This window comes from Natronolimnobius baerhuensis (assembly GCF_002177135.1).
In the GTDB taxonomy this organism is placed as follows: domain Archaea; phylum Halobacteriota; class Halobacteria; order Halobacteriales; family Natrialbaceae; genus Natronolimnobius; species Natronolimnobius baerhuensis.
In genome coordinates this window covers 1,215,992-1,235,868 of record NZ_MWPH01000002.1, presented here as the reverse complement: position 1 = coordinate 1,235,868, position 19,877 = coordinate 1,215,992, and the positions used below count along the sequence as shown (strand labels likewise).

19 protein-coding genes and 1 tRNA gene are annotated in these 19,877 nt (G+C 60.1%); 9 read left to right on the top strand and 11 right to left on the bottom strand.

The genetic code is table 11. The features are described from left to right. Positions 1–9: 9 nt before the first annotated feature. Positions 10–1,473 (top strand): flippase, encoded by a 1,464-nt coding sequence (locus tag B2G88_RS12450; protein ID WP_087714908.1) that lies wholly within the window; start codon positions 10–12, stop codon positions 1,471–1,473. A gap of 653 nt (positions 1,474–2,126) precedes the next feature. Here the strand turns inward: B2G88_RS12450 and B2G88_RS12440 are convergent. Beyond that, positions 2,127–3,119, bottom strand: a complete 993-nt coding sequence (locus B2G88_RS12440; protein ID WP_054863483.1) for an FkbM family methyltransferase — start codon at positions 3,117–3,119, stop codon at positions 2,127–2,129. Then, on the bottom strand, positions 3,116–4,936 hold the full coding sequence (locus B2G88_RS12435; RefSeq protein ID WP_087714907.1) for a hypothetical protein: 1,821 nt from the start codon (positions 4,934–4,936) through the stop codon (positions 3,116–3,118). Before B2G88_RS12435 ends, B2G88_RS12440 begins: the two co-directional genes overlap by 4 nt. A gap of 341 nt (positions 4,937–5,277) precedes the next feature. Between B2G88_RS12435 and B2G88_RS12430 the strand changes: the two genes are divergently transcribed. Then, positions 5,278–6,546 carry a glycosyltransferase family 2 protein gene (locus B2G88_RS12430; RefSeq protein ID WP_217895824.1) on the top strand — a complete coding sequence of 423 codons (1,269 nt, stop codon included), beginning with the start codon at positions 5,278–5,280 and terminating at the stop codon, positions 6,544–6,546. Here B2G88_RS12430 and B2G88_RS12425 read toward each other — a convergent pair. The 6 genes from B2G88_RS12425 to B2G88_RS19610 all read right to left on the bottom strand — a co-directional run bounded on the left by B2G88_RS12425 (position 6,543) and on the right by B2G88_RS19610 (position 11,373). Beyond that, a complete protein-coding gene (locus tag B2G88_RS12425) occupies positions 6,543–7,376 on the bottom strand; it encodes a glycosyltransferase (RefSeq protein WP_087714906.1) in 834 nt (277 codons plus the stop codon). The genes B2G88_RS12430 and B2G88_RS12425 overlap by 4 nt on opposite strands. 122 nt (positions 7,377–7,498) lie before the next feature. Then, entirely contained in the window at positions 7,499–8,587 is a 1,089-nt protein-coding gene (locus B2G88_RS12420; RefSeq protein WP_087714905.1) for a glycosyltransferase family 4 protein, read from the bottom strand. Next, positions 8,588–9,778: a glycosyltransferase family 4 protein gene (locus B2G88_RS12415; RefSeq protein ID WP_054863475.1), complete on the bottom strand. Its 1,191-nt coding sequence runs from the start codon at positions 9,776–9,778 to the stop codon at positions 8,588–8,590. It lies immediately after the preceding gene. Between the two features lie 500 nt (positions 9,779–10,278). Beyond that, a tRNA-Lys gene (locus B2G88_RS12410) sits at positions 10,279–10,352 on the bottom strand. Between the two features lie 68 nt (positions 10,353–10,420). After that, positions 10,421–11,134 (bottom strand): DUF7119 family protein, encoded by a 714-nt coding sequence (locus tag B2G88_RS12405; RefSeq protein WP_087714904.1) that lies wholly within the window; start codon positions 11,132–11,134, stop codon positions 10,421–10,423. 83 nt (positions 11,135–11,217) lie between these two features. Next, positions 11,218–11,373, bottom strand: coding sequence for a hypothetical protein (locus B2G88_RS19610; RefSeq protein WP_176393230.1), 156 nt, complete (start codon positions 11,371–11,373; stop codon positions 11,218–11,220). A 489-nt stretch (positions 11,374–11,862) separates the two neighbouring features. On the opposite strand from B2G88_RS19610, the gene B2G88_RS12400 reads away from it, so the two are divergent. The 7 genes from B2G88_RS12400 (at position 11,863) to B2G88_RS12370 (ending at position 15,738) form a co-directional block, all read left to right on the top strand. After that, the gene (locus B2G88_RS12400; protein ID WP_054863905.1) at positions 11,863–12,156 is read left to right on the top strand and encodes a DUF6360 family protein; all 294 of its coding nucleotides are present in this window, start codon (positions 11,863–11,865) and stop codon (positions 12,154–12,156) included. Positions 12,157–12,250: 94 nt separating this feature from the next. Continuing rightward, a complete protein-coding gene (locus tag B2G88_RS12395) occupies positions 12,251–12,745 on the top strand; it encodes a DUF892 family protein (protein ID WP_054863903.1) in 495 nt (164 codons plus the stop codon). Positions 12,746–12,854: 109 nt separating this feature from the next. Continuing rightward, complete coding sequence (rimI, locus tag B2G88_RS12390) at positions 12,855–13,367, top strand: ribosomal protein S18-alanine N-acetyltransferase (protein ID WP_245835379.1); 513 nt, start codon at positions 12,855–12,857, stop codon at positions 13,365–13,367. A 34-nt stretch (positions 13,368–13,401) separates the two neighbouring features. Continuing rightward, the gene (locus B2G88_RS12385) at positions 13,402–13,812 is read left to right on the top strand and encodes a DUF5810 domain-containing protein (protein ID WP_087714902.1); all 411 of its coding nucleotides are present in this window, start codon (positions 13,402–13,404) and stop codon (positions 13,810–13,812) included. Positions 13,813–13,837: 25 nt separating this feature from the next. Next, positions 13,838–14,251 (top strand): DUF5809 family protein, encoded by a 414-nt coding sequence (locus tag B2G88_RS12380; protein ID WP_087714901.1) that lies wholly within the window; start codon positions 13,838–13,840, stop codon positions 14,249–14,251. 74 nt (positions 14,252–14,325) lie between these two features. Next, positions 14,326–14,931 carry an NUDIX hydrolase gene (locus B2G88_RS12375; RefSeq protein WP_054863901.1) on the top strand — a complete coding sequence of 202 codons (606 nt, stop codon included), beginning with the start codon at positions 14,326–14,328 and terminating at the stop codon, positions 14,929–14,931. A 411-nt stretch (positions 14,932–15,342) separates the two neighbouring features. Beyond that, entirely contained in the window at positions 15,343–15,738 is a 396-nt protein-coding gene (locus B2G88_RS12370; protein WP_087714900.1) for a rhodanese-like domain-containing protein, read from the top strand. 209 nt (positions 15,739–15,947) lie between these two features. On the opposite strand, the gene yciH is transcribed toward B2G88_RS12370, so the two are convergent. The 3 genes from yciH to B2G88_RS12355 form a co-directional block, all read right to left on the bottom strand. Beyond that, positions 15,948–16,241 (bottom strand): stress response translation initiation inhibitor YciH, encoded by a 294-nt coding sequence (gene yciH, locus B2G88_RS12365; protein WP_004217450.1) that lies wholly within the window; start codon positions 16,239–16,241, stop codon positions 15,948–15,950. A gap of 145 nt (positions 16,242–16,386) precedes the next feature. After that, positions 16,387–18,792: a transglutaminaseTgpA domain-containing protein gene (locus tag B2G88_RS12360; RefSeq protein WP_087714899.1), complete on the bottom strand. Its 2,406-nt coding sequence runs from the start codon at positions 18,790–18,792 to the stop codon at positions 16,387–16,389. Further along, positions 18,789–19,865 (bottom strand): DUF58 domain-containing protein, encoded by a 1,077-nt coding sequence (locus tag B2G88_RS12355; protein ID WP_054863899.1) that lies wholly within the window; start codon positions 19,863–19,865, stop codon positions 18,789–18,791. The genes B2G88_RS12360 and B2G88_RS12355 overlap by 4 nt, the downstream gene beginning before the upstream one ends. Positions 19,866–19,877: the final 12 nt, after the last annotated feature.

Here is a 19,877-nt window from a genome sequence, read left to right as displayed (position 1 = left end):
ATAGCTACCATGAGCCTCCAGACAGACCTCGGAAACCGGTTCAGAATCGAACTCGTCAGTCGGATCGCTGCGATTTGTTCCGGCATGATCCTCACCGTCATGCTCGCCCGATTGCTCGAGCCAGACGGCTACGGGTTGCTCTTTTTCGCCCTCTCGATTCTCGGGACGGCAAAAATGGTCAGCAAACTCGGTCTCGGCAAATCGACCGGCCGGTACGTCGCGAAGTACAACACGTCTGCACGCGGGCAACTCCCACATATCCTCGAGTTTGGTTTGCTCGCGAATCTCGTGACAATCGCGATCACCTGCCTCGGACTGTTCGTGTTTGCAGCCGAAATCGCAGCCCTCGCCGGTGAACCCGACCTCGAGCCGTTGTTGCTCGTCGGTGTGTTGTTCGTCCTCTGTGGGACGTTGAAGACGTTCGTCCGAAAGGTTCTGCAGGGATTCGAGGATATCAAAACCGCAGCCCTCGTCAAAATCATTGATGCGAGTTCGAAACTGTTGTTCGTCGTTGCACTGGTTATCCTCGGCTACGAAGCAATCGGGGCGCTGCTTGGCTACGCGCTGAGCCTGGGACTCGCTGCAGCTGTCGGCGGCATCATCATCTACTGGCGCTACTATCGCTCGTCACCTCGAGCGCCACGCGAGTCGGGTCTTCGGCGTCGGATCGGAGAGTATTCGATTCCGATTACGGCGACGAGTACGGCAAACGTCCTCGACAAGCAGGTTGATACGATTTTGATCGGGTTCTTTCTGACGCCTGCCGCTGTTGGCTTCTACACGGTTGCAAAGCAGGTTATCGAGTCCGTCGAAGCGCCAATGGCCTCGCTTGGCTTTACGCTGTCGCCGACCTACGAGGTGCAAAAAGAACAGGGCAACGCGGATACGGCCGCACGACTTTACGAAGCGGCACTAACGAACGGACTACTGGTCTACGTCCCTGCGGCAGCTGGCCTCGTACTGGTCGCCGAGCCGTTCGTCGAACTGGTCTTCGGGGCGGAGTATCTCGAGGCCGTTCCGGTGTTACAGGTGTTTGCACTGTATGCCGTGTTGCTGGCGATTACGAACATTACGAGCAACGGACTCGACTATCTCGGCCGGGCCAGAGCGCGTGCCGTGGCGAAAGGAATCACCGCCGTCGCTAACGTCGTGTTGAATATCATATTGATCCCTCGACATGGCGTCGTCGGGGCTGCCGTTGCAACGGTCATAACCCACTCAGTGTATACGCTTGCGAACCTCTACATCATCAATCAGGAGTTCGATCTCCGGATTCTGTACATCCTCCGCCAGAGCGGTGGGATCGTCTTCATTACGCTCGTGATGTCCGTCGCGGTTGCAACTGTCGCAGGTTCGATTCAGGGCTGGCTGACTCTGTTTTCCGTCATCACGGTTGGCGTTCTCGTCTGGGCCGTGACGGCTGTCCTGACTGGCTTACTCGACATGCAGGCGGTTCGATCCCATCTCGTATGACAATAATTCCATCAGATATCCGTCGCTGTCGACAGTGGGATACACCGTTGCCTCGATCAACGTCCTGTCCAACGTGTGACTGCGAGCAGGGACAGCTATTGACCAATGACACCAGTGACCCTATACCGAACTGTTCAGCTAAATCCTCTCACTCGAGTGGCGACACTTGGATCTCGGACTGGACTGCTCGAGTCGTTGCGTGGGACGGGATCCTCGGTCGCTGAGACACTCCCCGCAGGTCATCTTACCGAGACACGAGTCGGTCCAGTTCGAACGGAACAGCCACTCGATGGCACGGCGCTGTCTGCAACGCTCGAGTGTGACCCCGAGACGTTTCGGCGGGTCCTCTCGACTGGCTTTGAGTGGTTACGCGACTTTCAGGTGGCCTTTGGCAATGCACACCGACGTGTCCTCCCGATGGAACTCGAGCGTGCATTGACGATTCCCTCACTCGATCTGTCACCACCTGCTGGAGTCGTCTCGCAGCCAGTACAGCTGTTTCGACACCAGTACATGGTGATCTCCATCCGGAGAACATCTATAGTAGTCAGTGAAACTATTTACACACTTATCGCAACGCAGTCGTGCGATTAGGTGTATACACAATTTCAGTTGTTACTATAGGCATTCTGGAGTAATCTTCGTGAGCCGACTTATCGGCGTAAAAACAGCCGGTAGCCGTGATCGATCTCTGCGAGGTCGTCGTACGTCACATCCTGGCGCTCCTCGTACTGCAGAATCGAGATACTGCCTTCGATTGAGACGGAGACGATCTCGAGTCCGGCAGCCGCGAATCGCTCAAGGAGGGCCTCTGTCTGTTCGTCCGACAGTAAGTGCGGATGCATTTCCAGAAAGAGCAACAGCGGCGTCTCTGCTGTCAGAAGGGATTCCATCCCCTCGATGATCTCGACTTCATAGCCTTCGACGTCCATCCGAACGACGCTGATCCGTTCGGGTTCGAGCTCTGTCGCTGCCAGATAGGACTCGAGCGACCACATCGAGACGGTTGTCGTCGACTCAACGTCAGCGTGGTGACCCTCAATCGATGACGTCTGAATCTGATTGAGATTCGAGTGCGTTGCCCGCTCGAGGGTCGCGGACCCCTGTTTTGGGCCAACCGCTGCGCGTTCGAGGGTGACCCGGTCCTGATAGCCGTTTCGTGAAATATTCTCCTCGAGCAACTGAATCGTCTCTCCGTCGGGTTCGAACGCGATCACCGACGTCTCCTCGCTCGTCATGGCTAACTCGGTGAGTGCGAAGTAGCCGATGTTTGCGCCGATATCGACGATCTGCATCGGGCCATCGACGTCGCGTTCGACGCGCTCGAGTTCGCGCCGGTAGATCGCTGTCGTGTGTGTCTCGCGGGTTCGAAACAGGTAGAGATCGCGCGAGATGCCACGGTCGGACAGGTCCAGTTTGAGTTCGCCATCGTCGATGTCTACGACGGCGTACTCGCCGCGATTATCGAGCGTTCGATCAACGTAGCGCTCGAGGAGGTCGTATCCCGTGCCGACTTTGAACGCGAGCAAGAGGGCCGTAAGCACGCGCCACTGTCGTAACAGGAGGACGATTTCAGCGCCTTTTCGTCGGAGGTAGTAGCGTGCGCCGGTTGGGTCGGCGTATACGCGGTATAGTTTTCGGATCATTGGTGTCGTGTCTGCCAGATTCGGACCTCGCCGTTCGAGTAGATTCGATTCGCGGTGTGGTCCTGTGCTAACGCATCATAATCGTCGCCAGTAATGCGGACGAGGTCGTCGTGTCGCCACTCGGGTTCGGCTTCGTGCCAGACGAGGTCCGCGGTTCGGATGACAATGTAGCCGTCTGCGGGAAGCCACGACCGAACCGTTGGACTCTCGTGATACCCCAGATGGGGCGACAGATATGTGTGTGCAGAGACGTGTTCGTCCGAGCGGATCAACGCGTCTGCATCGGCGTAGCCGTACTCGTAGTACGCAAAGACGTCCCGGCTCATGTCCGTATACGTCGGCTCTGTCCGGTCTTTGGTCTCGAGATGCCAGCTATACCCTGTTGTACTCGCGGCTGTCAGGTGTGTGTTCTCCGAATAGGCGGTTGTCGTCGAGTAGATGGTTGCACCGCCCAGGGAGGCAACGAGGAGAGCGAGAACGACTGCGGTGACGACTCGACGACGCTGCCCCTGATGGCGACCATGTGTCTCGATGAGTGACCAGAGGAGAACGCCAACGGCGGGGATGGCAAACAGTATCAGATACTGCGCGGATCTGATGATGCTACTGCCATACAGTTGGATGACCAGAAACGCGACCGTGAGTACCCCACCGAGGGCGACCTGGACGGCAACGTGCCCGTCGAATTCTGTTGCTCGCCGCCGGAGCAACCGGTAGCCAATGAGCATCGTCGCGATGCCAGCGAGTGCGAAGTATAAAAACAAGACGCCCCAGTTCGGGATGACGAACGTAAACAGGAGTTGCTCGAGCGTGTAGTTGACTTCGGCTGCACGGGTTGCGGTCTCAGCGCCGCCACCGGCTTCCATCGTTACGAGCGACACGATTGACGAGCGGACGTTTCCGTCAACGGTTCCGTGATGGACGTGCCACCCGAGGAGGCCGGCAAAGCCGCTGCAGACGAGACCGACGCCACGGAGGTCAGGAACCCAGCCTCGAGTAGCGGATCGGTTCGAGAGCGCGACGACGCCGAGGAGTACAGTCGCTGCAGTAAACGTATAAAACGCCGAGATCGGATGGTAGATGATCAGGGCAACGGCGAGCACACTAAAGGGGTACGCTGTGCGTCGAACCGAATCAGCCGCGAATCGGTGAACGATATACAGTGCAACCGGGAGCAACGTTAATCCGAACAGCCAGGGAGCGAGCGAGAATCGGTTGCTCGTAAAGAAGATAGGCATCGCCGCGACGAACGTGAGAAGTGCAAGCGAGTGGTTCTCTGCGTGGGACCGGACAAAGAGTACGATGCCGGCAATCAGCAACACCTTGAACCAGAAGCCAAGCAGTGCAACGGTCGATTCTGGTTGCATGCCGGCGAGAACCGTCAATGCAACACTGAGGAGATGCGTCGCCGGGTACAGTAAATCCGACAGCACACCCGTCTCGAGAATGTCATCGATGAGCCCGAGATGGACGAGCACATCGTAGCTGAAGCGGCCATAGAGGACGTACTCACGGGCGAGTGGGAGTGCAAAGTAGCCGGCGTAGGCGACAATCAGACAGCCGGCACTTCCCAGCCAGTATCTCGGCTGCACATCGACCATCGCTGCACGGACCAGCACGAGTACACCACAGAGGAGTGCCACAACGAACAGTCCACGTGCGACCGGGTGAACGGCATCGAGGAGCGACACCTCATAGCCCGTCGCTGGCGGCAACAGTGCGACGTAACTGAGCCAGAGACTCGTCATGATGAGACAGAGTTTCGTCCCTCTCGAGGCGAGTACATCCGGTTCAGCGGTCGCAGTTCGGTATGCCATCAGTCGGTGTCAGTCGGCGCTCGTCAGTCGCAGGCAGTCACGGACTCGAGCCTGTTATTCGGACGCTGACCCACATTAGTTTTTCTACCAAGATAGCTCTGTTGAAGTAGTTATTTCTCGATAAGAACGTATACGGGTGGTGTAGGAGGTTTCTATGTGCGAGATGTCCCGTTCCTCCCAACAGCAAATACACACTCGCCTACTCAGATAATTTTATTAGACTTCTATAATAATATTACGACGATACAGGGTGCTGGTACGATAGGATGTCGAAAACAACATACGACGAACGAACACGCGAGCAACGAACGGTATCGACGTCGACACCCGCGGTGGGAGTAGTGGCGACACCAGAAAATAGCGACTCGATTCCAGCGGCCGCACTGCAGGCGAAACGACGCGGATTCGAGCCGATTGTCACCGCTGTCGATGAGACGGTCGCCGGCTACCAACTCGCGGACGAAATCGATGTCCGGACGGTAGACCCACTCGAGAGAGAGCGAGAACACGTCGATCCGTGGGATCGGCTGACTACTGAAGCGCGTGCCATCGGCTTTCCGGGGTTGATCGCCCACCGGAATCCCGACGCTGCGGTCGATTACAGCCGAAGCTACCGGCAGGCGATGGACACTGACCGCTATACGATAGATGCGGTGGCCAGCCCAACCGTCGAGACGACACCGCGCGTGCTGGCTGCGATTCCAGCGTACAACGAGGCAGCGACAATCGAGGACGTCGTTGCTGACGCCCTCGAGTACGCCGATGAGGTCCTCGTCGTCGACGATGGCAGCACCGACGACACCGCGACACTCGCTCGAGAGGCCGGTGCAGCCGTCCTCGAGCACGAGGAAAACAGCGGCTACGGCGGCTCACTGAAAACGATTTTCCGCGAGGCAGATCGCGCACACGCGGATCATCTCGTCATCCTCGATGGGGATGGCCAACACGATCCGGAGGACATCCACACACTCGTCGAGACCCAGCGCGAGACCGACGCAGAACTGGTCATCGGGAGTCGGTTCGAACCGGAATCTGACACCACGTTTCCACTGTATCGTCGCGGTGGCCTATTCGTCGTCAACACCCTCACCAACCTCGGGCTTGGAATCGTCCGCCCGAGTAGCTGGATCGGCGATACGCAGAGTGGCTTCCGTGCATACGACCGGACCGCAATCGAGTCACTCGCGGCCGACGACTCCATTGGCAACGAAATGGGTGCAAGCACGGATATCCTCCATCACGCACACCACCAGTCCTTTGCTATCGACGAAGTCGGAACGACGGTCTCCTACGACGTCGACAACGCCAGCAGCCAGAATCCAATCGCCCATGGCATCCACCTCGTCACCAATATCCTCCGGACGGTCGAAGAAGAACGCCCCATCTCGAGTCTCGGGATTCCCGGCCTGCTGAGTGCGACCTGTGGGATCGGCTTTGCCTATCTCACGATGGCAAACTACATCGACAGCGGCACATTCCCACTCGGGCTGGCGCTCGTCTCGATTTTCTTCACGCTGGCCGGGATTTTCGCGTGCTTTACGTCGATCATCCTGCACTCGCTCAACAAACACTCGCAGCGGGTGGCGGAGACGACCCACGCGAAGTACTAGCTCGGAGTTGGCTGTTGGTCGCGCAGGAGCGTCGAAATAATCCGTCCGCGAACGGCGTTCGGTGCCACTTTTGGTGCTGATCGCACGACGAAGTTGGCTGCCGCCCGCGGGCGTGAGACAAAGCCAGTCGCTGCCAGCCGCCGCTGGAGATCGAACTCGCCATAGACGTGTGTGAATCCACCACGTCGCCGGTACATCTGTGGGCCTGCCCGCACTTTCGCCAGCACCCGCGGACTGTTAACGAACGTATAGCCCGCCGCCAGCAGCCGCGTCCAGAGTTCGTAGTCTTCACCCAGCCGCAGTTGCCGATAGTTGCCAACGTCCAGAATCGGCTGCCGGCGCGCCAGAACTGTCGTGTGATTGATCGGGTTGCGAAGTTTCGCACTCTGGCGGATCGCCGCCGGCTCACACGGCACTGTCCGACGGCTGTGTGGCCGCTCGGGATCGGCCTCGAACTCCTCGATATAGCCACCGACGAGATCGGCACCGGTCGCGCGCAACAACTCGAGTGACCACTCGAGGCGCTGTGGAACGGCCAGATCGTCGGCATCCTGAATCGCGACGAGATCGGAGGTGGCTGCCTCGATACCGGTGCGACAGGCTGCCCCGTTGCCCTGATTCTCAGCGTGGGCAACCCGCTCGATGGGAACCACTGCCTCACGCTCGAGTGTTGCCAGCGTCTCCTCGAGTGGCTCCGTTAGCGGGCCGTCTTCGACGACGACGATTTCGTCCGGCAGCCGCGTCTGGGCGAGCAGACTGTCAATCGACGCCGCAAGCCCGTCGGGGTCGTCACCCTTGTATGTTCGGACGAGTACAGATATTTGATCCATACACTAGAATTAGAATAAAGGGATAAATCGATGTTTATTTCGCTCGCGTCGCGGTGAGACGACTGCGGTCAGGAGCCGATGTGACTCCCCTGGCGTCGGGTGTGACGACCAACCGCCTGTCGTTACCCTGTCCTGATCTGGGCCAGTCCGTCCTGCAGTTCGCTGCCGATGACAGACTGTGCGTTCTCGGTTTCGACGCGCTCTCTGGCATTGTTTCCGAGTCGCACTCGTTCATCGTCGTCCTCGAGCAGTTGGCTCACCGCTCGAGGAAGGTGTCCGTCTGCGGTAGGGTCGACCAACAGCCCAGTTTCGCCGTCGGTGATCTGATCGCGCATTCCAAGGTCGTCGTTCGCGACGACTGGGAGTCCACAGCCCTGTGCCTCGAGGACGACGTTGGGATAGCCGTCGAGATACGAGATGTAGACGAGGACGTCTGCGCTTGCATAGAGGCGGTCGATGTCGTCGACGAACCCAGCAACGGTGATTCGGTCGCGAATGTCGGGGGCACAGTGGCGTTCGATGTGCTCTCGAAGCGGGGCAACGAACTGGCCGCCGCCTGCGATGACGTATCGGGCAGACTGGCGGCGCTCGAGGACGGCCTCAACGCCAGCGAGCGCATCACACATCCCGTCGAATTTGCGTTTGAACGCGAGATTTGTGACCGAGAGAATCAGTTCCTCGTCGGACTCGTCCTGCGGTTCGGGCGCTGTAGCGCCGAATACGTCCGGTCGAAACGGGACGGGCACCACGGCGACCTCGTGACCCTCGAAGTGGCCGCGCTCGCAGTAGCGTTCTTTGAGTTCCTGCGAGACGACGACTGCTCCGTCTGCAGCCCCAATGATGCGTCTGTTCATCAGATCCGTCGCTCGGTGGCTCAGTTGTCCTGCATACGACCCGGCGGTTCGGTTACTCGCGACCTGATCGTCGACCACATCGCCGATTTTGTCACCGACGAGTCTGACGACGAGTGGCGTCCCGGATCGCTTCGCAGCGGCCCAGGCGGCCAGCCCAGGAACGTCGTAGACGTCGATCAGGACGGTGTCGACAGGTGCTGTAGCGATTGTGTCTCGGACGCGTCGATACGTGTCGACGAATCGCCGACCGACACCATCGGATGGATCGACCTGCACTGCCGAAAACGAGACTCCGACCGCCTCGAGTGGCTCGAGCACTTCCCAGGGGCGACGTGCGGTTACGACGAGTGGGTGCATCTATCCGTCCTCGAGTGCGGCGCGATGGAGGGTTTCCATGCGTTCGGCGTGAGCTTCCCAGGTCCACCCCTCCGCGTGCAGTCGCTGATGACCGTTTTCGCCCAGTTCGAGCACTCGCTGGCGATCAGCAAGGAGGCGCTCGAGTGATTCCCGGAGGGCGTCGACATCGCCAGGTGGGATGAGAACCCCTGTTTCGCCGTCGACGACCTGCTCGGGGATGCCACCGACCGTTGTCGACAGAACGGCCGTCTCCGCAGCCATCGCCTCGTAGATGACCGTTGGTCGCCCCTCTGCGTGACTCGGGAGCAACAACAGGTCCGCCATCGCGAAGTACTCTCTGAGCGCGTCGGTCGATAGCCCCTGATGGATCTCGACGCGGTCCTCGAGGCCAGCGTCGGCGACGGCCTCCTCGAGTTCTTCTCGAAGCTCGCCCTGATGGCCGACGAACGCGACCTGGGCCGTCTCGTCCTCGAGCGTCGGGAGCACCGCCATGATCTCCTCGAGGCCTTTGCGCTCGATAAACAGGCCACAGAACAGGACGAACGGTTCGTCCGTTGGAATGTTGTTTTCGCGACGCAGTTCTGTCGCACGATCCGTCGGGAAATTCTCCGGGTCCGCTCCAATCGGAAACAACGTCGTCTCGGCATCGGGAACGATCTCCGTCGCTCGCTCCTCGAGTGCGTTGCTTACACACAGTACCTGCTCGGCGTGGCTGATCGTCTCGCGAATTTTCGCTTGGACGCCGCTGGTGAACTCGTCATACTCGTTGAGAATCGAGCCGTGTGCGACGACGAACAGCGGAATATCGTGGTCGCGCGAGTACTCGAGGAAGCCGTAGCCGTCGATGTAGATGTGGCAGGCGTGGATGACATCTGGGACGCCAAAGGTCTGTTCGGCGTAGGTCGGCACGCGTTTGGCAAACGAGTTCCCCGCAGTTCCGTAGAACAGGCGTTTTGGGATGCCATAGAAGAATCGCGGTCGATGGACGTCGTAGCCGTCGAACGACTCCACGCGCGGAATCTGTCGATAGTCGGAGTACGGCCCAACCGGTGGTGCGAACGGTCGCGGTGAGACGACGTTGAAGCCGACATCCCGCTTGCAAAACGCCTCGAACGACCGGGCGTTCCACAGCCCGGAGTACGGGTTGATCTCCTCGGGATGATGTGTCGCCGTCGCGAGTACCGTATACATTTATCCAATCACTTCGTAAGATCACCAATACGATCTATTGAATTTTTTGCTCGAGTGGCGATGAAATGTAGGTGTCCTCGAGTGATACCGTACCGAGCGGTACCGATGGCTCTGGCAGTTGTGGTCCTCGTGAAATTGTTCGTCGCAAAAGCGGGCCGGGCGCAAGTATGAATGACGTCGAGGCGTTCCTGCTCACTTCATTGTGCGGGCCGGGCGCGATTATGAACTACGCCGAGACGTTCCTGCTCACTTCGTTGCGCGGTCGTCGGCGCAGAGCGCCGACTGCTCGAGGGATCGAAGATCCCTCGCTGGCTGCGACTCGTCTACTTCAAATCGCTTTGGCCGCTTTGCTCCTCACGAAATTGTTCGTCGCAAAAGCGGGCCGGGCGCGATTTGAACACACAGTCGGACGTGCTCACTCCGTTGCGCGCGACCTCCCTGCATTCAAATCCCGCCGGTTCCGTTACCTGTTGCTCACGAATTTGTTCGCGACAGGAAAGCGGGCCGGGCGCGATTTGAACACGCGACCGTCTGGTTAAAAGCCAGACGCTCTGCCAGACTGAGCTACCGGCCCTCGAGTGATACTTTCGGTGAGTGGCGGTTAAACGTTTTCTTTCGCTACGCGCGTTGTGACGGTGTGACTTACTCCTCGAAATACTGCTCGAGGGCGTCGGTGACGATAGCACCGGGATCGATATCCTCAATCGAGGCTTGCTGGCGTAGATCGCGATATGTTGCCGGCGAGAGGGTGACAGTGAACTCGCCGAGGACGACGTCGTGCTCGAGGAGTGCCTGCTCGATTGGCGTACCGTCGTTGACTGCACTGGCGACGCTGCGGACTTCGCGGACGGTGAGGTCGCCGTCGAGTGCAGCCCAGGCGAGCAAGAGTCGTGCCTCGCCGGCGACGCGCGCGATGTGTTTCGCAGCAGTGGGTGCAATTTTGCCGGTCGCGACCTGTTTTCGGACGGATCGCGGTAAGTCGTGAACGCGAGCCCACTTGCGGATGAACGACACGGTGGTTTCGTCTCCGGCTCGTTCGGCGGCGGCCTTGTACGAGCCCTCGCCACGGACAAGCGCTGCGCAGGCGGCTGCGCCACGAAGCATGAACAGATGGTCATCACCGGTATCGCCACCGGCGAATTGGCGAACAGTTGTAGCCGCGTCTGCGAGACTATCGGGGTCGTCGGGATCGAACTGGACCGCTTCGCGCGCGCGCCTGCCGGCGACGGATTCGTCGCCCCGGATAACCGGCGCACCGACGGGGGACTCTCGGTCCGTCGGAATTGATTGGTCGCGATCAGCAGCTGGCCCCGAGTCGTCGCGCTCGCGACGGTCTCCGGACCGATTATCAGCCATGTGTGTCGATATGTGCGTGGGTGTTAAAAACCTCGCTCTGAGAGCGATTGAATCGTCCGCTGTGTCGGCGGTCAAGTGGGTCGTCAGCGGCTCTGTGTCTCCGCACGCTTTTCCGAGAGATGCTCCCAAATTTCCGTGCAGCCAGCTCCCTCCTCGATATCCTCGAGGTGGGCATCGTCACGCTCCGATTCATCGTCGTGTGTCTTCGCCTCCGCGGTCCGTTCGGCCACGTCAGTCATGAAACGGCGTTGGAGCGCTAGTATCTTAAGTACCGCTTCGGCTGCAAACAATACCCGTGCTCGGTTATACCGGGGACATGTGCCTCTATCTCGGATGACTGAAATGAGTGCTGTACGGCACGAAACCGTCTTGTGTGGGTTGGTGATCGGCAACGGACCGACTGGGCAAGCGAGTGGTCCGTCTCGAGACGAGCGTCTGGTCTGTTCGATGGGTTCGAACGGAACCACATCGCCCAGCCGACATCTTTGGAGCAGCGAGACTCTGACTGAACCGGCGCGTGAGAGGGGGTGGCGACGTTGTTTGCCGATACCAACAGTTCGTCCTGTGACGCGTGATCTCTCATAGGTCAGTGCTGACTGTCCTGCAGTGATCCGTGTTCGGTTCTCGAGAAGGAGCAATATTTTCCTAAAGAAGGCACGAACAGCGTCATCTCTTGGCGGCTGCCGCATCCATCTCCGTTATATGTCGCCGTTGTGTACGTCGTGGCGATGTCGAATCGATTCATTTCGGTTACCGCTCGGACGACGCTCGAGTACGTCGAAGCGACCGTCACGGGAGAGTCGTTCGACCGCGAATCGATTGCGGTGGTGAACGCAACGACTGCGACGGATGACCCTGACTGCGTTCGACTACAAACTGAACTTGATACCGTCACTGAAACCCACCTGCCACAGCATCTGGATGAGTTCGAACTGACTCCTGACCAGGCCCGAACACTGGCAACAGCCCTCGAGACACACGCTGATCGCGTCGAGAACGCCACAGACTCTACTGACGAGTGACCTGTTCAATGGACCAATCGAGACGTCGCTGACGCCTGCCGTCGCAGGCTGGCGATTTTTTCACATCACTGGCGAACGGGTTCTCGGAGCACCCATGAGCATGGACACCATTCACGACCTGTTCGAGCACGGTCTCGAAGACATCTATCACGCCGAGCACGAGTTGCTCGAGGCGCTTTCCGATCTCGAGGAGAACACCGGACGCGAGGAAATCGCGAGCGCGTTTGCCGAGCACCGCGAGGAGACCAAACAGCAGATCGACCGCCTCGAGGAGGTCTTCGAGATGGTCGGCGAGCCACCGGAGAAAGAAGAGTGTGAGGGAATCAAGGGATTGATCGAGGAGTACGAGGAGTTCGAATCGATGGAGCCGAACCAGGAGGTGATGGACTATCACAACATGGCCGCGGCGGAGAAGACCGAACACTACGAAATCGCTGCCTACGGAAATCTGATTCCGCTGGCTGACCAACTCGGAATGGACGATGCCGCCGACCTTCTTGAAGAGAACCTGCGGGAGGAACAGGATGCACTCGAAGAACTCACGGAGTTGACCGAGGAGTTCGAGATGGACGCGATTCCGGCTGAGTAACGCCGTTTGTGAGTTACTGGCACTCGACTCACTATGGCAGCCCGGCGTCGGTCACGTTTCGGCCGATGGCTGCCCATTGTTTTTAATGTCTGAACGCCAAGTGACTGCTGTGACCACGTCGTTTCCGGGGAGTGATGCGGATGAAGGCGATGAGGTGAGCGACGCAATCGATCCTGCGATCCGCCCGGCGGAGCGCGCCGACTTGCTCGCCGTCGTCCGTATTGAGGATGAATCGTTTTCTCAGCCGTGGCCATACGACGCGTTCGAACGCTTTCTCGGCGAACCTGGATTTCTCGTGGCGACAGCCTCCGACGCCAATGCCAGTATCGTCGGCTACATCATCGCAGACACCTCGATGACCTACGGCCGGACGCTCGGACACATCAAAGACATCGCCGTCCACCCGGATCGACGCGGTGACGGCGTCGGCTCTGCACTCCTTCGTCGGTCAATTGCCGTCCTCGCCGCACGCGGTTCCGATACCATCAAACTCGAGGTTCGTCGGTCGAACGACGGCGCGAAACGGCTGTATCGGTCGTTCGGCTTCGAGCCGCTACGCCGGGTTCCCGGCTATTACGAGGACGGCGAGGATGCGATTATTATGATCAGAAAACTCGAGTGAGTGGGCTTTTACCGACGCGAGGCCTTGTCTGGGTATGGGATATGCCTGCCCGGTTTGTGCTGCCGAACAGGCGGACGCGAAACACCTTGCGAATCACCTTGCGATCACCGCCTCGCTCGGCCGCGAGGAGCATCGGGAATGGCTCGAGGAACACGCACCCAACTGGGGCGACTGCGGGCCGGACGAACTGGGCGAACTCGTCAGCCAGCACGCCGAGGAAATCGAGACGTCGGCGTTCGACGACACCGAACACAATCATGGCCACGACCCCGGTCGTCCCGGCGGGCTCGAGGATGGCATCGCGCGCCAGAGTCGACAGCCGGGGCGCGGTTCGCTAACGGCCGAAGCGGAGGGCGTCTTGCAGGAAGCCCAGGAGTTAACGCGACAGATGCACTCCGACGAAGCCGAGGTCGACTCTGAGGGCGAGCCAAACGAAAACGCGTAACTGCTCGCCGAGTGTGCGTACAGCTATGCACACGGTGGGGATGTTTACGCCAGACTCGGTCGCAGACGCACGACAGCGCTACGAGAGCGTCGGGACGCCAGCCCAGACGGTCGTCCGCGAAGTCGCCCGCGCGATGGAATTCGACCGCGAGGAGTATTCCGACCGCGTCACCGGCGACGTCGTCGAAACCGCCCGCGATGCGCTCTTTGCGAGTTTACTCGAGGTACATGTTGGAACCCGCGAGGAGTACGACCAGTGGTCTGAGGAGTACGACGGCGAGGTCGTCGAAACCGGCCACGAGCGCGTCGACCACGTCGTCTGGCACGCTGGCCCGGACGGAACCGCGGTTGCAGCGACCTTCCAGAACGAGGAGGATGCCGCCGTTGCAACCCTCCGGAGGCAAGCGTTTGGCCGCATCTATCGCGACCTCGTCGCCTAAGCGAACTGTCTTGTCGAGTCTTGAAAGCCCAGCGCAACCACCACGTATTATCCGCTCGAGCCCGACGTTTTCGTATGGCACTTCCCGACGACTGGACACTTCTCGAGGAAGTACCCGAGTACGAAACGTCCTGGTACGACGGCGGCTACGACCGCCTCGAGCAGCCCGATGGGACCGAGAAACGCTACTACTGGGCATCGTTACCGCCCGCTGTTGTCGTCGTTGCCCGACTCGAGGCTGAACAGATCGCGACGGTCTCCTCAGCCGAGGATGAGAGCGGCGAGGCTAGACCCGACTCGGACGAGGATCACCTGCTGTTCGTCGAACAGTTCCGGCCAGCGATTCGCGAGACACATCTCGAACTCCCAGCTGGCATCGTCGAAGACGGCGAGTCCTACACGCAGGCCGCAGCACGCGAACTCGAGGAAGAGACCGGCTTTCGACCCTCGAGTACGGCGTTGCTTCAGGAGTACGCCGTCGCGACTGGCCTGTTGCGACACGACCGCGGGGTCGTCTACGCGGAGGGCCTCGAACTCGGCGAACGCGACCACGACAATAACGAGTTTCTCGAGGTGCAGACTGTGCCGGTCAGTGAAGCCCTCGAGCGTGCTCGTGCCCAGCCAGCGAACGATTCGACAGTGTCTGCGCTCTTGCTCGCGAAGGAAGATGAATTACTCTGAGTACGTGCCGTGAGGTCGATTCCGGCTGGCGATATCACTGACACTTGTTGGCATCCGTTATTACTCATGCGGCCAACAGGTTTAATCCGGTACGAGTGATAGCAACGACTGGCGAGGGATGGGGGTCCGCTGTCGTTGCCCAATCCCGTTCGACACGCGGCCGTATCCTCGCCACAGCGGTGGACAGCCGCTGATACGCTCGGTTGTAACTGTTTACCGGTGCAACCGCAAAGCGGTTCGCGGTTGCCCCGGAAATGACTTACAACCGACCGTATGACACCACCTGCCAACGCCGATCATCTGTCGGGACGACGCCGGCTTTTTACCGGCGTTTCGACGACCAGACACTGTTGCTCTTGACTCCAGTACAGACCCATGGGCTTATTCGCCCCGCGTTCAAATGCGGTCCTAATGGACGGCGAAATCAGTACTGACGAGGTCAATGCCCTTCTCGAGGACAAATCCGACGAGACTGTTCGTATCGTCGATATCCGTAATAAAGCGAGTTTCGCCCATAGTCGCATTCCTGGTAGCGAGAACGTCCCATTTCAGGAACTCACGAGTCGAATCGACGAGTTCGAGGACGCAGACCGAATCGTGACCGTCTGCCCGCACGGCAAAGCGAGTGTCCAGGCGGCTCAGTTGATTGGGTCCTACGAAGGCAGTGCCGATGCCACCGTCGAGAGCATGGCTGGCGGCCTCGAGGAGTACGGCCTCAAGTACGGCCTTGCCAGGCCGGCGGAAACGGATGCGGACGCCGATGGGGATGCTGACGACGCATCGACTGGTCCGGAATCGCCATTCTAGTTCTTGGCTGTCGGGACTCTCACGCTCGTGTGCCTCTCACCACCACAGTCGCCACTCGAGCGTCGGTCTGTTGTGTCGTGAAAACGGAGTAGTTGGTGAGTCGAGACGCGATCTTGGGTTCGGAAGTCGACGTACACCGCCGACCGGACGTACCCGACCGATTCGGACCCGTCGGGCGGTACGTTCGACGGTATCAGATCATCGCGGGCTCATGCGACATTGAAGCCGCGATCCCGAAGGAACTCTTCGATGCGGCCGGTGTGGTTGCCCTGCAGTTCGATCTGACCGTCTTCGACGGTGCCACCACAGGCGAACTTTGATTTGAGATCCGATGAAAGACTGTCTAGATCGACATCTTTCGGGTCGAATCCTTCAACGATCGTTACCTCTTTACCGTATCTGCGCTCGTCAATGCGGATGTTGAGTTGCTGTTGCCCCTTGGCTACGTCTTCGCAGACGCAGAGTTCCTCAGGCAGCCCGCACGTCGAGCAGACTTCCGACATTACGTTCCATGGTACGAAATGGACATATTAAACACTATCGGGAAGATTACGCTGTCGTGTACTCCGTTTTCGGGCGCTCGTGCTGTCGAAATCACGCAGAACGCGTCCGAACGGCAGATGAGCCAGCCGTCTCCGACGAGCCGGCTCACTCGCTATCGGCGTTCGACCGGCCAGCAAATCCGGGGAGGCGTTCGCGGGCGAGTCCATCGACGGCTTCGATTGCGCCGTCCGCCTCAGCACGGTCGACACCACCGCCGTAGACGGCCCGTTCGTACGTCTCGAGGACGCGTTCCGTGCGCGCATCGTCGACGACGGTCGCGTCAGTGGCGCTCTCAGCGGACGCAGACAGCGCCGCCAGATACTGCCGCGGTGATTCGGCCGGCTGGCGCGGGCGATACTCGCGAGCAAGCATCCCTTCGAGTCGCTCGAACGCCCGCGTCGCGTCACGGTCAGGGTCGGTGCGCCGGCCGTGCCAGTACAGTCCGAGCGTGTTCTGCAATCGCGTCGTCGCATCGATGCGGTGGACGCCTGCGACCAGTCCGAACAGCATGACAGCGAGGAGTGTGCCAGTCTCACGCGTCAGTGGAATTCGCTCCGTCAGGTTGCGTTCCGATGCTGCAGTTGTCTCACCACTTGTTTCGCCGGCTCCAGCAGTGCCGGGATCGGTCACCTCACTCGAGGTATTTTCCTCGCTTGCATCTTCCTCGTCGGGTGGCGTTTCCGGCTCGTCTGTCTCCTCAGCAGCGTCTGTGTCGGGATCCGTCGGATCGGATTCGGACTCGTTTTCTGACTGCTCACCCTGTCCGTTGGGCACGTTCGGCTCCTCGAGGATGTCCTCGTCGTCAGTGATGGGGATGTCCTCGCTTTCGTCGGTGTCGATGTCGTCTTCGCCGGTGTTTCGGGCGTCGACGAGTTCGGCGTCGTGGGCGTCATCGCGGTCACTCGGCGGCGTCGGCTCGAACGCAACCCAGCCGTGGTCGGGGAAGTACACCTCGACCCAGGCGTGGGCGTCCAGCCCGCGGACGACGTACTCGTTGTCATCGACCTGTTGGCCGCTCGTATACCCTGAGACGTATCGTGCGGGCACGTCCTCGCTGCGCAGCATCTGTGTCATCGCAGTCGCAAAGTAGACGCAGTAGCCCTCGTCCATCTCGAGGAGGAACTCGTCTGCGACATCGCCATCAGGACGGTCAACCTCGAGTGAGTAGTCTTTCGACGTTCGCAGGTAGGATTCGATTGCGTCGGCTTTCTCGTAGGGCGTCTCGGCATCGGCAGTGATCTCGGCGGTGTAGGTTTCGAACTCCGTCGAGAGGGTTTCTGGCGTCTGGAGATACTGCTCCGTGATCTCATCCGGGTATGCCGTTCCGCCCTCGTTCAGGACTCCGGGAGTCGTATCAACGACTGCACTCGCGGCGACGTAGCTGTCACCCTCGAGTAGTGTCGTCGTTGGATGTGGCTGGCCGTGTTCGGAGAGGTCGGCGTACTGCGCCGCCTCGGACTCGAGGTCGAGCAGTTCCGGTGCGACTGGCATGACGTCCAGTTCCGTCTCTGCAGTCAGTTGATAGGGAACGACATTCGACGTTCCCGGTGGTGGCTCGAGTTCGTCGAACGTCTGTGTCTGCTGGCCCGACCGAACCCATTCGTCGCCGGTGTAGCGGTCATAGATGCCAGTTCGCCAATAGAACTCTTCGGGCGATTCGACTGTAAAGCGGACTTCGGGCGAGAGTTCGACCGAGCCGCTGATCCCTGACCGTTCCGGCGAGGAGTCAATCGTCCCCTCGAGTGTGGTCGCGCCAGTGCCACCACCGCTGCCACCGACCGCTGCTGGCGTCGTGGCTCCGCCGGGGACGAGCGTCACCGACAGCGAGAGGACGATGATTGCAGCGAACAGGACCGCAAGCAGATCTGCCTGTGCGACTGCACCGCCCCGAGACTCGAGTTCGCCGAAGCCGACGGCCCCGAGTGCGGCGAGCACACCGAGCAACGTCACGCCCGTTTCAGCATCTCCAGTCAAGACGAGAAAGAGCAGTGCAGACCCACCTGCAAGCACGCTCAGCCCGTACCGGCTGCGCATGGCGAGATACCACGAGAGAAAGACCGGTCCGGGCGCAAAGCCAAGCGTCCAGAGGCCCGCCTCGAGCATCCGCATGATCTCGAGGCCGGTCGCGAGCAACACCACGTCGCCGATGAGGTCGCCGGTCGCCTCGGTGAGCACACCGACGCCGACGCCACTGGCCTCGAGATAGTAGCCAAAGCCCAGCCCTGCAGCGATGAGCGCCGTCACAATCGCCGTTCGGGGCCGAATCAGACGCGCGAGAATCGTCGCGACGACGAGCATGGCGGCGACGAGTACGAGCAGTGACTGGGTGCCGCCGACGACGCGAGTGACGTCGCGCAGGACGCTCACGTAGGTCGCCGTCAGGATGAGCACGCACCCAAGTGCAAGCAGCCGGAATGTTTCCGTCTCAATGGCACCTTCTGTTCCAATCGTGACCGAGTGCTCGCGTGTTCCGGATCCGGATGAGCCCGTCGGCCCCGATTCGGTACTCATGCGATCACCCCTGATTCGCTGGAGCGGTCTGTCTGTCCCTCGCTCCAGCCGGGAGCACGCGCACGCTCACGCGGATGAATCAGCCGTGGGAACGGAATCGTCCGCTCGTCGGTCACGACCTGCATTTCTCGCCAGTCTCCCGTGATGACAATATCTGCGGCGTTGCGGTCGCGTTCGGTCAGTTCCTCGCCCGTTGCAACGGCGAGAATGCCAAGCAGTTCGCGGCGATGACTGCGGTCTGACCCCGGCTCGAGGTGGTGTCCATCGACCGTCAGCCCGACGCGTCGGTCGCGCTCGAGCAGGTACGTTGCGATGCTGGCGACGGCGCGAGCGAACTGCTCGCTGTTGTCCTCGCATTCGGCAGCGATTGTCACCGAGCCGGCAGCCCCTTCATCTCGATACTCGGTGACGACCAGTTCGTCACCGGGGCGTTTCGCCGCGGATTTCCAGTGGACGTCTCGCAGCGAGTCGCCACGGTGGTACTCCCGCAGGTGGTCGAACTCCTCGCGCTCGGGCGTTCCCGCGGCGTTTTCGATTGCCTGCAGATCGCCGGCTGACTCACTGTGTAGCTCGGAGACGGACGGGTAGACGAGCACCGTCGTCGTCTCCGTGTAGGTAAACGTCCGCGTCATGAGTCCGAACACGTCTGAGACGGTGATCGTGATCGGGCCAACGACGCGCTCGCCCCGTTCCTCGAGTTCGATATCGTAGGCCAGTCGTGCCTCGCCGTCGATTGTCGTCGAGACGGCGACGTCAGTTTCCTGGCTCGTCTCGCCGTCGGCTGTCGACACGCTAAGTCCGTCGCCGACCGTCTCGAGGATATCCGCAGACACTGTCCCACCACACTCGAGACGGCACTCGACCGTCCGCGTCTCGCCGACTGAGCCATCGGACACTCGCTGGCGATGGACCGTGGGGCGGTCGACGCGGGCAGTGAGAATAACGCCGGTTACAAACACCACCACAAGCGGCGTCACGACGGCGTTCAACGCCCGTGGACCGTGTTGCCAGCTCAGTGCAACGGCACCGACGAGGATGACGAGGACGGTCCAACCGCTGTAAGTCAGTCGCATGGTGGGATGTCG

Excerpts from the sequence above, each read along its gene's own strand:
- B2G88_RS12420 (WP_087714905.1), bottom strand. The coding sequence starts at position 8,587 with ATGCACCCACTCGTCGTAACCGCACGTCGCCCCTGGGAAGTGCTCGAG.
- B2G88_RS12360 (WP_087714899.1), bottom strand. The coding sequence starts at position 18,792 with ATGAGTACCGAATCGGGGCCGACGGGCTCATCCGGATCCGGAACACGC.
- B2G88_RS12385 (WP_087714902.1), top strand. The coding sequence starts at position 13,402 with ATGGGATATGCCTGCCCGGTTTGTGCTGCCGAACAGGCGGACGCGAAA.
- B2G88_RS12355 (WP_054863899.1), bottom strand. The coding sequence starts at position 19,865 with ATGCGACTGACTTACAGCGGTTGGACCGTCCTCGTCATCCTCGTCGGT.
- yciH (WP_004217450.1), bottom strand. The coding sequence starts at position 16,241 with ATGTCGGAAGTCTGCTCGACGTGCGGGCTGCCTGAGGAACTCTGCGTC.
- B2G88_RS12450 (WP_087714908.1), top strand. The coding sequence starts at position 10 with ATGAGCCTCCAGACAGACCTCGGAAACCGGTTCAGAATCGAACTCGTC.
- B2G88_RS12405 (WP_087714904.1), bottom strand. The coding sequence starts at position 11,134 with ATGGCTGATAATCGGTCCGGAGACCGTCGCGAGCGCGACGACTCGGGG.
- B2G88_RS12400 (WP_054863905.1), top strand. The coding sequence starts at position 11,863 with ATGTCGAATCGATTCATTTCGGTTACCGCTCGGACGACGCTCGAGTAC.
- B2G88_RS12440 (WP_054863483.1), bottom strand. The coding sequence starts at position 3,119 with ATGATCCGAAAACTATACCGCGTATACGCCGACCCAACCGGCGCACGC.
- B2G88_RS12395 (WP_054863903.1), top strand. The coding sequence starts at position 12,251 with ATGAGCATGGACACCATTCACGACCTGTTCGAGCACGGTCTCGAAGAC.
- B2G88_RS19610 (WP_176393230.1), bottom strand. The coding sequence starts at position 11,373 with ATGACTGACGTGGCCGAACGGACCGCGGAGGCGAAGACACACGACGAT.
- B2G88_RS12435 (WP_087714907.1), bottom strand. The coding sequence starts at position 4,936 with ATGGCATACCGAACTGCGACCGCTGAACCGGATGTACTCGCCTCGAGA.
- B2G88_RS12415 (WP_054863475.1), bottom strand. The coding sequence starts at position 9,778 with ATGTATACGGTACTCGCGACGGCGACACATCATCCCGAGGAGATCAAC.
- B2G88_RS12375 (WP_054863901.1), top strand. The coding sequence starts at position 14,326 with ATGGCACTTCCCGACGACTGGACACTTCTCGAGGAAGTACCCGAGTAC.
- B2G88_RS12380 (WP_087714901.1), top strand. The coding sequence starts at position 13,838 with ATGCACACGGTGGGGATGTTTACGCCAGACTCGGTCGCAGACGCACGA.
- B2G88_RS12425 (WP_087714906.1), bottom strand. The coding sequence starts at position 7,376 with ATGGATCAAATATCTGTACTCGTCCGAACATACAAGGGTGACGACCCC.
- B2G88_RS12370 (WP_087714900.1), top strand. The coding sequence starts at position 15,343 with ATGGACGGCGAAATCAGTACTGACGAGGTCAATGCCCTTCTCGAGGAC.